Source organism: Mesorhizobium captivum (assembly GCF_033977165.1).
Classification (GTDB): domain Bacteria; phylum Pseudomonadota; class Alphaproteobacteria; order Rhizobiales; family Rhizobiaceae; genus Mesorhizobium; species Mesorhizobium captivum.
This window is the reverse complement of sequence record NZ_JAVIJB010000041.1, coordinates 1-11864: the sequence shown is the minus strand read 5'-3', so window position 1 is coordinate 11864 and position 11864 is coordinate 1. Positions and strand designations below refer to the sequence as shown.

Below are 11864 nucleotides of genomic sequence, written 5' to 3'. Positions count from 1 at the left end.
AGGCAACTTATAGGCGAGCTTGCCGCCCGGAACAATAAGCGAACGACGGCAACTGCCTCATCCTGACATCAGGCGCCGGCAGCCGCTGTCAGAAGACTGGAACCCGGCGCATCACCTCAGACCGGATTGTTGAAAGTATCGCAGTCCGAAAGCTTGCCGCTCTTGTAGCCACGCGCCAGCCAGGTCTGCCGCTGCGCTGATGTGCCGTGGTTGAAGCTTTCCGGAACGACATAGCCCTGCATCTTCTTCTGCAGCGTGTCATCCCCGATCTGCTTGGCCGCATTCAGCGCGCTTTCGATGTCGCCCTGCTCCAATATGCCCTTCTGCGCTGTGTAGTGCGCCCAGACGCCGGCGAAGCAGTCGGCCTGGAGCTCGACCCGCACCGACATCTGGTTGGCCTCCGCCTCGCCCATGCTCTGCCGCATCTGGTTGAACTTCTGCATGATGCCGGTGAGGTTCTGCACGTGGTGACCGACCTCATGCGCGATCACATAGGCCCGCGCGAATTCGCCCGATGCGCCGAACTGCTGGTCGAGCTGCTGGAAGAAGGTCATGTCGAGATAGACCTTGTGGTCGCCCGGGCAATAGAACGGCCCGGCCGCCGAGGAAGCAAATCCGCAAGCCGAGCGGATCTGGCTGCTGAACAGCACCAGCTTGGGGTCCTCATAGGTTAGGCCTTCGGATTTGAAGATGCCGGTCCATGTTTCCTCGGTTTCGGCGAGCACCGTCGCCACGAACTGCTTCATCTCGTCGGAAGCAGGGGCGCCGCCATCCGGCGAACTGCCTTCTTCGGTGATCTGGCCACCACCGCCGTCGCCCAGAATCTGCGATGGATCGAAGCCGAAATACCATCCGGCAAGGACGACGAGGATGACCAGGATGATGCTCGAGCCGCCGCCGGCGCGACCACCGATCGGAATGCGGAACTGACCGGGGCTGCCGCCGCCGAGCCCGCCGCCGCTATCGCTACGCTCGTCCTCGATGTTGTCGCTCTGACGACGGCCTCTCCAAAGCATGGCAACTCCTCGCAATGCGAATGTCCTGGAAGGATCGGCCCGCCGACCGCCCCCGCAAATAGTTACCGCAACGGTTGTGCCAAGTCACAGCATTTTTCGGGTGTTGATCCGGATGCTTACCGGTTCGGTGATCTGATCCCGGTCCACCTCGGAAGGACTCAACGGGCGGTGGTCATTGCCCTGCGAAAAGCGTCCAGCGTCTCGGCGCTGACATGGTGCTCGATGCCCTCGGCATCGATGCGCGCCGTCTCGGCGCTGACGCCTAGCGACCGCAGGAAGGCCTCGACCGTCTGGTGACGGATGCGGCTCTCTTCGGCGACCTTCCGGCCGGCTTCGGTCAGGAACACCCCGCGATAAGGCTTCCTGGAGACCAGCCCGTCGGAGCACAGCCTGGTCAGCATTTTCGCCACGGTGGGCTGCGCGACGCCAAGCCTGGCCGCGATGTCGACCTGACGCGCCTCGTTGCCGTCCTCGATCAGATCGGCGATCAGCTCGACATAATCCTCGACGAGCGCGCTGCGGCGCGCTTCGCGCGTCTGCCGGAACCCTTCCGAATGGATTTCGGCATCGGGAAGCGGCTTTTCGCGTCGAACCGGTCTGTTCCTCAGCGCCAATACGCGTTCCTTCCTGGCCTGCCCGAAGGCTGAATCGGGATCGCATTCATAACACGAACCCTTGGTGGTCCGGCCGTTTATTTGCATTCCCGCTCATGTGCAACCGGCCCTCTGCACCATCGGATAAAAAGCACAAACAATAAAATATAGCCTATTGCATAATGTTGAGCCATGGCATAGATAGGCAGCATCATCGATAGATTCCAGCGGAAGTCCGTAATGTCCGACGCAGAAGCCGTGTCCCGTTCCCCGTGGCAATTTGCCCGCGCCGATGAGGGCGAGCAGCCCAGCCTGCGCGAAGTCAATGGCACGATCGCAGTGCCGCGGACCGGCGTCTGGTTCCGCCGCCTGTTCGCCTTCATGGGGCCGGGCTACATGGTGTCGGTCGGCTATATGGACCCCGGCAACTGGGCGACTGACCTCGCGGGCGGCGCCCAGTTCGGTTACACGCTGCTTTTCATCATCATGCTGTCGAACCTGATGGCGATCCTTTTGCAGGCGCTGGCCGCCCGCCTCGGCATCGCCACCGGCCGCGACCTCGCACAGGCCTGCCGCGCCTATTATCCGCGTCCGGTCAATTTCCTGCTCTGGGTCGCCTGCGAGCTCGCGATCATCGCCTGCGACCTTGCCGAGGTGATCGGCACGGCGATCGCGCTGCAGCTTCTGTTCGGAATCCCGCTGATCGGCGGCGCTATTCTCACCGCGCTCGACGCCTTCCTCGTGCTGCTGCTGATGAACAGGGGCTTCCGCTATCTCGAGGCCTTCGTCATCGCGCTCTTGATCATCATCTTCGGCTGCTTTGCCGTCCAGATCTTCGTTGCCGCGCCGCCGGCCGGCACGATTCTGCATTCGATGTTCGTGCCGTCTGCCGAGATCGTCACCAACCCGACGATGCTCTACATCGCCATCGGCATCATCGGCGCCACCGTGATGCCGCACAATCTCTACCTGCACTCCTCGATCGTGCAGACCCGTGCCTACGAGCGCACCGATAAGGGCAAGCGCGACGCCATCAGGTGGGCGACGACGGATTCGACCATCGCGCTGATCCTGGCGCTGTTCGTCAACGCCTCCATACTGATCGTCGCGGCCGTAGCCTTCCACGGCACCGGGCACCAGGATGTCGCCGAGATCGGCCAGGCTTTTGCATTGCTGTCGCCGCTCTTGGGCTTGAGCATCGCCTCGATCCTGTTCGCGATTGCGCTGCTCGCCTCCGGCCTCAACTCGACGGTCACCGCGACGCTCGCCGGCCAGATCGTGATGGAAGGCTTCCTGCGCCTGCGCATTCCGCAATGGGCGCGCCGCCTCCTGACGCGCGGCATCGCCATTGTCCCGGTTGTGATCGTCACCGCGCTCTATGGCGAAAAGGGCACGGCCCAACTCCTGGTCTTCAGCCAGGTCATCCTGTCGATGCAGTTGCCCTTCGCCGTGGTGCCTCTGGTGCAATTCGTGTCGGACAAGAAGAAGATGGGCAATTTCGCCATCCCGCGCGGTGTCGCCGCGCTCGCCTGGGTGGTCGCGGCCATCATCCTGGTGCTCAATTTCAAGCTGCTCTTCGACACCTTCGCCGGCTGAGATCGAGCAGCGACATTCCGGCCGGCCATGCTATCTTCTGGAAGCATGACCGGATCGGACGATGCGCGAAAATTCTACGCCAAACTGATGGCCGCCCATGCGCGGTCCGCCGATCCCCGCATCGAGGAGGTATTCGCCTCGGTGCCGCGCGAGGCCTTTCTCGGGCCCGGCCCCTGGACCGTTTTTGCCGGCGATGGCGGGTTCAAAACTCCGACTGCCGATCCAAGCTACATCTACCAGAACGTGCTTGTGGTGCTCGATGCCGACAAGGGCATCAACAACGGCGAGCCGGTCCTGCACGCCATGTGGATCGGCAAGGTCGAGCCGAAGCCCGGCGAAACCGTCACCCATATCGGCGCCGGCACCGGCTATTACACCGCGCTGCTGGCCAGGCTGGTCGAACCGGGCGGCAGCGTCACCGCCTTCGAGATCGAAGCGGACCTTGCGGCGCAAGCCAAGGTGAACCTCGCGGCCTATGGCAATGTCGAGGTTATCCCCGGCGACGCCGTCGCTGGCCCATTGCCGCCCTCAGACATCATCTATGTCAATGCCGGCGTCATTGCCCCTCCAGCGACGTGGCTGCGGGCGCTCAAACCCGGTGGTCGCCTGATCTTTCCCTGGCGGCCGGCGGAGCGCATCGGTCTCGCGGTGCTGGTCACCCGCATGCAAGCGGGTTTCGTCTGTCAGCCCTTTATGGGTTCCTGGTTCATCCCTTGCGTCGGCGCCTCGCTCGCCGGCCCGGAGGCAAAAGTGCCAACCCGCGAACGCGCGCTGCGCACGCGCTCGATCTGGCTGAGCGAAGACAAGGCGCCCGACCGCACCGCCACCGCCGTCTTCGGCGAAGTCTGGTTCTCGTCACGCGCCATTCGCGGCGAACGCAAGCGATAGAAATTATGGGCCTGTGTCGGAACACGGGCTCGCCCTTCGTCCTTAGACTGAAATCCGGCCGTGACGGCGCGGATCGCGAAAAGGAGAAGACAGATGCGCAAAATCATCGCCGCCACATTCGTCAGTCTCGACGGCGTCATGCAGGCGCCCGGCGGACCGGAAGAGGATCCCGTCGGCGGCTTCAAGTTCGGCGGCTGGACGTTCCATTACTTTGACGAGGTAGCGGGCGCGGCAATAGATGAACTGTTCTCCAAACCCTTCGCTCTGCTGCTCGGCCGCAGAACCTACGACATCTTCGCCGCGTACTGGCCGTATCAGAAAGATCAGATCGCAGATGCCTTCAACCCTGCGACCAAGTATGTGGCGACGCATCGGCCGGATTCGCTCACCTGGCAGAACACGCAATCGCTTGGGCCCGATATCGTCGCAAGGCTCAGGCAGCTCAAACAGGAGGACGGACCTGACCTGCTCATCCAGGGATCGGGCAATCTGATCCAGACCCTGCTCGCCAACGGGCTGATCGACGAGATCCGGCTGATGATCTTCCCGCTGTTGCTCGGTAAGGGCAAGCGGCTGTTCGGTGACAGCGCGATACCGGCCGCCTTCAAGCTTATCAAGTCGCAGACCTCCAGCACCGGCGTCATCATGGCGACCTATGAACGTGGAGGCGAGATTCGCACGGGGTCGTTTGCTCAACAGGAGCCTTCCGAGGCCGAACTCGAACGGCGCAAGAACTGGAAGTAGCGCCAAGGCTAGTTTCCTCGCCCCCGCCAAAGCGGGGGAGAGGTGGCCGCGAAGCGGCCGGAGCGGGGGCTTCGTAGGCTGATGCCTTTGAAACTTGGCACCGCCGCGCCCAGCCCCCTCTCCGTCTCGGCTTCGCCGAGCCACCTCTCCCCCACATTCGTGGGGGCGAGGAAAGAAAGTGTTGCTCAAGCCGCCCGGCGGTAGCGCGCCAGACCCTCGCGGATATGAGCCGCGAATGCCTTTGCCGCCGGCGCGACGGCATGCTTCGGCAGGTGCAGGTTGACCGAAAAATTCGGCAGGGCCGGCAGGTCGGCATCGGATAGGATGTCGAGATCGGCCGGAACCGTCGAGGCAAGCCAGGTGGTCACCGCAAGGTCCGAGCGCACAGTTGCGGTCGTTGCATCGATGTTGCCGTTCTCGAACACGGTGCGCCAGTCGAGCCCATGCTCGCCGAGCGCTGCCAGCACCGCGGGACGGAAGGCGCAGGTGTCCGCAACCATCGAGACAGGCAGCGGTCGTTTGAGGCGCGCCGAGCCGCCTCTGGCGCCAACCCAGACCAGCCGATCGACCAGCAGGCATTCGCCTGCCGTCGGGCCGGCCCGCTCCTCGATGACGGCGAGATCGATCGTCCCTGCCGCCAGCGCCGCCGCGAGCTCGGGCGAGGAGGCACAGACCAGCGAAATCTCCACCTGCGGGTAGGCTTCGGCATAGGTCTTGAGCACGGGTTGGAGCAATGTGCCGACAAGGTCGTAGGGCACGCCGATCCGCACCTGGCCCGCGACCGCCTTGCCAACCATCTCGGCGATGATCTCGTCGTTGAGCTGCAGCAGGCGCCTAGCCTTGTCGAGCAGCCGTTCGCCGAAACGCGTCAGCCTCAAGCCACGCCGGTCGCGCTCGAACAGTGTCTGGCCAAGAACTTCCTCCAGCCGCTTGATCTGCTGGCTGACCGCCCCTTGCGTCAGGTGAAGCGCATTGGCTGCCGCTGTCATGCTCGCCTTGTCGGCCGTGGTGACGAAGGTGCGGACAAGCGTGGTGTCGAGATCGCGGATCATTTTTCCATTATAAATGCTAATGCAAACCATATCAAACATTGCATTTACTGATGCAGCAAAGCGCCTAGCATGCCGGCTTCCTTCGACCGGGAAAGCCGCATGTCCGAAACGATCATCCCTCTTGCCCTGTTCGCGCTGATCTCGACCTCGACGCCGGGCATCGCCACGACGCTGTCGACGGCTTCCGGCGCGCAGTTCGGCTTTCGCCGCTCGGTGCCGCTGATGGCCGGCAGCGCCGCCGGATTGGCTTCGGTAGCAGCAGCAGGCGCGGCTGGCCTCGCCGGGCTGCTTGCCGCCGTCCCATCGCTCCAACTCGCCATGAAGATCGCGGGCTCGCTCTATCTGATCTGGCTGGCGATCAAGATCGGCCGCAGCGGGCCGCCCAATCTCGATGTCAGCATGGCCAAGCCGAACAGCTTCTTCGGCGGCGCCGGCATCCAGTGGATGAACCCGAAAGGTTGGGCGATGGGGCTGGGCGCCGCCGCATCCTTCGCAGCACTTGCGGATAGCCCTTTGCAGCTCGCGCTGTTGCTCGGCGCTGTGTTCGGCCTCGCCGCCGCCTTATCGCTGTCGCTCTGGTGCGTGGCCGGCACGCTGCTGGCGCGGCTGCTCCGGACCGAGCGCCAATGGCGCGCCCTCAACATCGTGCTTGGGCTGCTGCTGGCCGCCTCGATCCTGCAGATGTGGCGGCCAGCTTAGAGTCCCCAAATCCCGCTAAATCAGCGCCAGTACCCCACCCGGACCTTCGGTCCGACCTCCCCACAAGGGGGAGGTAGGGAGCGTACTCTTCTACGCCTCAAGAAATGGCACACTTCAGGCCGCGTAGCGGGCCGCCGGCTTGTCGGCATGCAAGCTGCCATAGAAGGCTTGCCGGGCGCCGAGGAATGTTGCCACCTTGGTCTCATCAGCAAGCGCCGGCGCGGTGACGGCTTCGCCCCTGGCCAGGCCGACAAGCGCCGCATCGACCAGATCGTCGGGGGTCATGATGATCTCCTTCGGCAGTTGGTCGATGTCGCTGCCGGCGAGCTCCCAGAAGTCGGTTCGGGTCGCGCCCGGCAGCACCACCTGCACCGTCACATTGGTGCCCGCGACCTCGCGGTGCAGGGCCTCGGTGAAGTTGACGACGTAGGCCTTGGTGCCGCTATAGATGCCGCCGAACGACGTCTCGTAAGCGAGCACCGATGCGATGTTGACAATGGCGCCGCGGTTGCGCGCCAAGAGACCCGGCAGCGCAGCGCGTGTCAGGCGGGTCAAGGCGATGACATTGACCTTGATCATGCGTTCGGCGGCGTCGGCGTCGGCCGTTGCCACCACCTGCTGGCCGCCGAGGCCGGCATTGTTGACCAGCAGGGTCACGCTGTCGTCGGCGGCGATTGCCTGCTCGACGCGGCGTACATCATTGTCGTCGGCAAGATCGGCGACAATCGTCTTGACCTTGCGGCCATAGGCGTAAGCGAGTTTGTCCGCCACTTCCTGCAGCCGGTCGGCGCGCCGCGCCACCAGCACCAGATCGTAGCCCTGTCCTGCCAGCCGGTCCGCATAGACCGCGCCGATGCCCGAGGAAGCGCCGGTGATCACGGCCGTGCCCTTGTTGTCTGTCTTGCTCATTGTCCTGTTCCTTTTTGTCCTGTTCGCTCGGCGTAGACGGACGCGTCAGCCGCCCAGCCTATGTCCAATTTCCAATTAGTTGCATATGCCACTTTCTCCAAGTAGGTATATGCCACTATCTTGTCAACGGCGGTTGGGAAAACTATTTCTGCGGCAGGCTGGCACACCTTCGCGCCGGCAAGGAGTGGATATGACCGAAGCTCAACAGCCCGGATTCAGCCGTTGCAACAACGCCACCTTGCGGCGCGCCGCGCGCAGGCTCGGCCGCTTCTACGACGACGCGCTGGCGCCTTCGGGCCTGAAGGGAACGCAGTTTGGCCTGATCTTTCAAATCCATGTCGGCAGCGAGCCGGCGATGGGCGCTATCGCCGAGGCGCTGATCATGGATCTGTCGGCGCTTGGCCACACGTTGAAGCCGCTGATCCGCGACGGTTATGTCGAGACTTTCGCCGACAAGGACGACCGCCGCATCAAGCGCGTGCGGCTGACCCCGCAGGGCCAGGCCAAGCTCGACGAGGCGATCAAGCTGTGGAGCGCTGCCCAGCGGCAATTCGAAGACAAGGTCGGCGCTGAGCAGGCCGCGAAGCTTCGTGCAGCGCTGGACGCCGTGGCTGACCTGGATCTGGAAATGGCGACGGCCGCTCCTTCGAGCTGAAGAAGCGGCCGTCGATCCATTCCGCTGTCAAGGCGTGCTGAGATTCAGGTCAGGCCGCGCCGAAAATGGCGGGTTCCGAGAACCGGAGCGGAGCGTACTTAAAGTACGTGAGCACCGGAAGCGCAGGAAATCTACATTTGCAGGCCGGCATCACCTGAATATCGGCGCGCCTTATTCCGCAGGCATCGCGACCGGGCGAGCAAATACGCGGCCCGCCAGCACGACACCCAGCCCCACGATCGGGAACATCGCAGCGATCACCCCGAGATCGGCCGGCGCGCCGAAGCGCAGCACCGCGCCGCCGACGACCGCGCCGAGCGCGACGCCGAAATAAAGCGCCGAAGCGTTGAGCGACAGTACGATGGGCGCTGCATCAGGCGCGATCTTGATGATGCGGCTCGCCTGCGCCGGCGGGAAGGCCCAGCCGACGATGCCCCACGGCACCATCATGCCCATCAGCGCCGGCCCGGCGATCGAATGCGGCAGGAAGGTCGGGATCAGCGAGAAGGTGACGAGCATGGCCGCGGAGAGCGCCAGCGACCAGCAGACGGTGCGCGCCGCGCCGAAACGGTCGGCGGCCTGGCCGCCGGCGATGTTGCCGATGACGGCGCCGACGCCGAAGGCAAGCAGCATCCCGGGCAACGCAAGCGGACTGAGACCGCCGCCCTCGATGGCCAAAGGCGCGATGAAGGCAAAGACGGTGAAGGCGCCGACCAGCGCCAGCACCGTCGTCAAAAGGATCGGCAACACGCCGGGACGGACGGCAGCCGCCAGCCGAGCCCGAAGCGGCAGCCTGGTGCCGACAATGCCGCGCGGCAAGCGCCACCACAGAATCGCTCCGGCAAGCGCGCCAAGGCCGGCAATGGCAAAGAAGGTGCCGCGCCAGCCGGCAATTGTCGCCACCAGCGCACCGAGCGGCGCGCCGACCGCCACCGCCACCGTCGTGCCGCCGACGACGACGGCGATGGCACGGGCCCGGTAATGGTCATCGACCAGCGCTACCGCCGTCCCTTGAGCGGTCGCCGCGAACAGGCCGGACGACAGCGCCATGACGATGCGGGCAATGAGCAGCAGCTCGAAGGACGAGCTCAGCGCCGCCACCAGATTGCCGATCACGAAGAACGCAATCGTCCACAGGATGACGCGCCGCCGGTCCCACTCGCCGGTCAGCGTCGCCAGGATCGGCGCGCCGATCGCATAGGCGAGCGCAAAGGCGGTGATCAGCGATCCGGCAAGCGGAACGGAGATGCCCGCATCCGTGGCGATATCGGGCAGAAGGCTTGAGATGACGAAGCCTTCGGTTGAGATCGCAAACGATCCGAGCGCAAGCCAAAAGATCCGCTTGTCCATGGGGATGTCCTTAGTTCAAAAGTTATTGAACAATTGGACACAACAGGGCATGATGTCAACGGAGCCTGGGAAAAATAGCTGAACCCTGCTGACAGCCCTGTGTCAGGACGGGGTAAAAACAGGAGCCAAACGAAGAAGCTGTGTAAACCGGCGGGACGAGGAGACGCGTTGAAGTTGGTTGCGTTTGCGCTTAATTCTCGGCCATGACCCTGCCCCATCCGACCGACGACCAGATCAGCCTGCCGATCGTGCTTGCCGTGCTCGGCGATCCGACCAGGCTCGCCATCGTGCGCTATCTCGCCAGCAAGGAAGGCGTGCCGTTGAACTGCAGCAAGTTCCTCGACCTCGCCTCCAAGACCAACCTCTCCTACCACCTCGCCAAGCTGCGTGAGGCCGGCGTGACGCGCACCGAAGCAGTCGGCACCAGCCGGCTGATCACGCTGCGCCGCGACGACCTCGACAGGCGCTTCCCCGGCCTGCTCGACAGCGTTATTGCGGCCGCCGGCGAGGACAAGGCGCTACCCATGGTCGGCACCGCCGACACGGAAATCGACGCCTGATGCGCATCGCAGTCCTCGCCGACATCCACGGCAACGTGCTGGCCTTGGACGCCGTGCTCGACGATCTCGCGCGGCGCGGCGCCGACCTTATCGTCAATCTCGGCGATTGCGTCTCCGGCCCGCTCTGGCCACGCGAAACCGTGCAGCGGCTGGAAGCGCTCAATCTGCCGACGGTGCGCGGCAACCATGACCGCCGTGTCGCCGAGGACCCGGCCGACGAGAAGATGTGGCCATCCGACCGCTATGCGCAGGAGCGGCTGACGCCCGCGCAGCGCGGAGCGCTGTTTGCCTTGCCGCTCACGCTCGAGATCGCGCCCGGTATCGTCGCCTTCCATGCCCGGCCCGACCACGACGAAAAATACCTCGCCGACGCAATCGTAGACGGCCAGCTGGTGCGCGCACCGCTCAGCATGATCAAGCGCCGGCTGAAGTCGCTCGACCCCGCCTGCCGGATCGCGCTCTGCGGCCACAGCCATCGCAACGAACTCATCCGCATTCCGGGCGGCCCGGTCGTCTTCAACCCCGGCAGCGTCGGCTGCCCCGCCTATGCCGACGATACGCCGCCGGCGCATGTCTCCGAACAAGGTGCCCCACATGCGCGCTACGGCATCGTCGAACTGGGTGCGCCCGGTCGCCCCGACCGCTTCGAGGCGATCGCCGTGGACTACGACCATGAAGCCGCCGCAAAGCAGGCCGAACAGGCCGCACGGCCGGAATGGGCGCACGCCCTGCGGACCGGATTCATGAAGGATTAAGCGAAGCTTATATCCGATTAAGCGAAGCTTATATCCGATTGAGCGATATCTCGGGCTGAATGGAAAGCCGAAGCGTCCATTTTGGAGACCACATGAAGCGCAAAGTCACGCTCCGATCGACATTGCTGATCGCCGCTCCTTTGCTGCTGGCCGCCCTGCCGGCCTTGGCCGAGGACGCGCCGGGACCGATCATTTCGATCATCGGCGGCCTCGCGCCGGACGATCTCCTCAACATCCGCGCCACCGCTTCACCGGATGGAAAGATCGCGGCGCGCCTGCCCAACGGCGCGGCCGTGAAGAATTTCGGCTGCAACCCCGTCAACGGCTATCCCTGGTGCAAGGTCGAGGACACGCAGGACGCGCATATCGTCGGATGGGCGCCCGCCCGCTATCTCAGCCCCAACAACCCGGCGCCCGCGCCCGAAGATGCCGCCGTGCCGGCGGCCGAGGCCGCAGCACCTCAGGATGGCAACGCGCCGCAGGCACCCGAAGCGCCGTCGCCCGACATCGCCGCGCGCCTGGGTGGCAGCGAGCCGGCCGACCCGCCATCCGCGGCCGATATCAGCGTGACCGCCATGCAGGACGCATACGCCCTCGCCTTCGCGGCCTCGGCGGCAACCACAGAATCCGACACCCCTGCCCCCGATGCCGTCGGCGGCATACCCTGCGCGCGCCACATCGGCCAGCCGATGACCCGTTGCGAGATCAGCGTCGCGCGTGAGGGCGGCGACAGCGTCGTTACTGTGACCTGGCCGGACGACGGCACGCGCGTCATCAACTTCCATGGCGGCGTGCCGGTCGGCTCGGACTCCCCCGACAAGTTCCGCTTCACCCGCGAAGGCACGCTCAACATGATCCGCGTAGGCGTTTCCGAGCGTTTCGAGATCACGGACGCACTGGCGCTTGGCGAATAGAATTCAGGGCAGTAGGGCAGTAGGTGCTCTCTTCCCTACTGCCCTACTGCCCTACTGCCCTACTCCTGGACTGCACCCCTGTTGTGAGACAGGGAATAGGTGACAGCGTTAGCGTTAGGCCGCACGGGGCTGC

Annotated in this window: 13 protein-coding genes; 8 read left to right on the top strand and 5 right to left on the bottom strand. The window is 64.5% G+C overall.

Going from position 1 to position 11864, the window contains the following annotated elements; genetic code table 11:
• Nucleotides 1-116: 116 nt before the first annotated feature.
• Both ypfJ and mntR read right to left on the bottom strand, forming a co-directional pair.
• Entirely contained in the window at nt 117-1016 is a 900-nt protein-coding gene (ypfJ, locus tag RFM40_RS26890) for a KPN_02809 family neutral zinc metallopeptidase (protein WP_320229360.1), read from the bottom strand.
• Between the two features lie 158 nt (nt 1017-1174).
• Nucleotides 1175-1630 (bottom strand): manganese-binding transcriptional regulator MntR, encoded by a 456-nt coding sequence (gene mntR, locus RFM40_RS26885; protein WP_320229361.1) that lies wholly within the window; start codon nt 1628-1630, stop codon nt 1175-1177.
• 219 nt (nt 1631-1849) lie between these two features.
• On the opposite strand from mntR, the gene RFM40_RS26880 reads away from it, so the two are divergent.
• From RFM40_RS26880 to RFM40_RS26870, 3 genes are all read left to right on the top strand, one after another.
• Entirely contained in the window at nt 1850-3205 is a 1356-nt protein-coding gene (locus RFM40_RS26880; RefSeq protein WP_320222041.1) for an Nramp family divalent metal transporter, read from the top strand.
• Between the two features lie 45 nt (nt 3206-3250).
• A complete protein-coding gene (locus RFM40_RS26875; protein WP_320229362.1) occupies nt 3251-4093 on the top strand; it encodes a protein-L-isoaspartate O-methyltransferase family protein in 843 nt (280 codons plus the stop codon).
• Nucleotides 4094-4186: 93 nt separating this feature from the next.
• On the top strand, nt 4187-4837 hold the full coding sequence (locus RFM40_RS26870) for a dihydrofolate reductase family protein (RefSeq protein ID WP_320229363.1): 651 nt from the start codon (nt 4187-4189) through the stop codon (nt 4835-4837).
• A 185-nt stretch (nt 4838-5022) separates the two neighbouring features.
• Here the strand turns inward: RFM40_RS26870 and RFM40_RS26865 are convergent, their stop codons facing one another.
• Nucleotides 5023-5889 (bottom strand): LysR family transcriptional regulator, encoded by an 867-nt coding sequence (locus RFM40_RS26865; protein WP_320278594.1) that lies wholly within the window; start codon nt 5887-5889, stop codon nt 5023-5025.
• A gap of 99 nt (nt 5890-5988) precedes the next feature.
• Here RFM40_RS26865 and RFM40_RS26860 point away from each other — a divergent pair, with 99 nt between their 5' ends.
• Complete coding sequence (locus RFM40_RS26860) at nt 5989-6588, top strand: LysE family translocator (protein ID WP_320229365.1); 600 nt, start codon at nt 5989-5991, stop codon at nt 6586-6588.
• A 114-nt stretch (nt 6589-6702) separates the two neighbouring features.
• Here the strand turns inward: RFM40_RS26860 and RFM40_RS26855 are convergent, their stop codons facing one another.
• Nucleotides 6703-7497 carry an SDR family NAD(P)-dependent oxidoreductase gene (locus RFM40_RS26855; RefSeq protein ID WP_320229366.1) on the bottom strand — a complete coding sequence of 265 codons (795 nt, stop codon included), beginning with the start codon at nt 7495-7497 and terminating at the stop codon, nt 6703-6705.
• 190 nt (nt 7498-7687) lie between these two features.
• On the opposite strand from RFM40_RS26855, the gene RFM40_RS26850 reads away from it, so the two are divergent.
• Entirely contained in the window at nt 7688-8152 is a 465-nt protein-coding gene (locus RFM40_RS26850; protein ID WP_320229367.1) for a MarR family winged helix-turn-helix transcriptional regulator, read from the top strand.
• Between the two features lie 171 nt (nt 8153-8323).
• On the opposite strand, the gene RFM40_RS26845 is transcribed toward RFM40_RS26850, so the two are convergent.
• Entirely contained in the window at nt 8324-9502 is a 1179-nt protein-coding gene (locus RFM40_RS26845; protein WP_320229368.1) for an MFS transporter, read from the bottom strand.
• 203 nt (nt 9503-9705) lie between these two features.
• Between RFM40_RS26845 and RFM40_RS26840 the strand changes: the two genes are divergently transcribed.
• The 3 genes from RFM40_RS26840 (at nt 9706) to RFM40_RS26830 (ending at nt 11731) form a co-directional block, all read left to right on the top strand.
• A complete protein-coding gene (locus tag RFM40_RS26840; protein ID WP_320229369.1) occupies nt 9706-10062 on the top strand; it encodes an ArsR/SmtB family transcription factor in 357 nt (118 codons plus the stop codon).
• On the top strand, nt 10062-10817 hold the full coding sequence (locus RFM40_RS26835; protein WP_320229370.1) for a metallophosphoesterase family protein: 756 nt from the start codon (nt 10062-10064) through the stop codon (nt 10815-10817). The genes RFM40_RS26840 and RFM40_RS26835 overlap by 1 nt, the downstream gene beginning before the upstream one ends.
• A 92-nt stretch (nt 10818-10909) precedes the next feature.
• A complete protein-coding gene (locus RFM40_RS26830) occupies nt 10910-11731 on the top strand; it encodes an SH3 domain-containing protein (RefSeq protein WP_320229371.1) in 822 nt (273 codons plus the stop codon).
• The last annotated feature ends 133 nt before the right edge of the window (nt 11732-11864 follow it).

Bases quoted from the DNA above. Each gene is read 5' to 3' on its own strand.
- RFM40_RS26835 (WP_320229370.1), top strand. From the start codon at position 10,062: ATGCGCATCGCAGTCCTCGCCGACATCCACGGCAACGTGCTGGCCTTG.
- RFM40_RS26875 (WP_320229362.1), top strand. From the start codon at position 3,251: ATGACCGGATCGGACGATGCGCGAAAATTCTACGCCAAACTGATGGCC.
- RFM40_RS26830 (WP_320229371.1), top strand. From the start codon at position 10,910: ATGAAGCGCAAAGTCACGCTCCGATCGACATTGCTGATCGCCGCTCCT.
- RFM40_RS26860 (WP_320229365.1), top strand. From the start codon at position 5,989: ATGTCCGAAACGATCATCCCTCTTGCCCTGTTCGCGCTGATCTCGACC.
- RFM40_RS26840 (WP_320229369.1), top strand. From the start codon at position 9,706: ATGACCCTGCCCCATCCGACCGACGACCAGATCAGCCTGCCGATCGTG.
- RFM40_RS26870 (WP_320229363.1), top strand. From the start codon at position 4,187: ATGCGCAAAATCATCGCCGCCACATTCGTCAGTCTCGACGGCGTCATG.
- ypfJ (WP_320229360.1), bottom strand. From the start codon at position 1,016: ATGCTTTGGAGAGGCCGTCGTCAGAGCGACAACATCGAGGACGAGCGT.
- RFM40_RS26865 (WP_320278594.1), bottom strand. From the start codon at position 5,889: ATGATCCGCGATCTCGACACCACGCTTGTCCGCACCTTCGTCACCACG.
- RFM40_RS26845 (WP_320229368.1), bottom strand. From the start codon at position 9,502: ATGGACAAGCGGATCTTTTGGCTTGCGCTCGGATCGTTTGCGATCTCA.
- RFM40_RS26880 (WP_320222041.1), top strand. From the start codon at position 1,850: ATGTCCGACGCAGAAGCCGTGTCCCGTTCCCCGTGGCAATTTGCCCGC.
- RFM40_RS26850 (WP_320229367.1), top strand. From the start codon at position 7,688: ATGACCGAAGCTCAACAGCCCGGATTCAGCCGTTGCAACAACGCCACC.
- RFM40_RS26855 (WP_320229366.1), bottom strand. From the start codon at position 7,497: ATGAGCAAGACAGACAACAAGGGCACGGCCGTGATCACCGGCGCTTCC.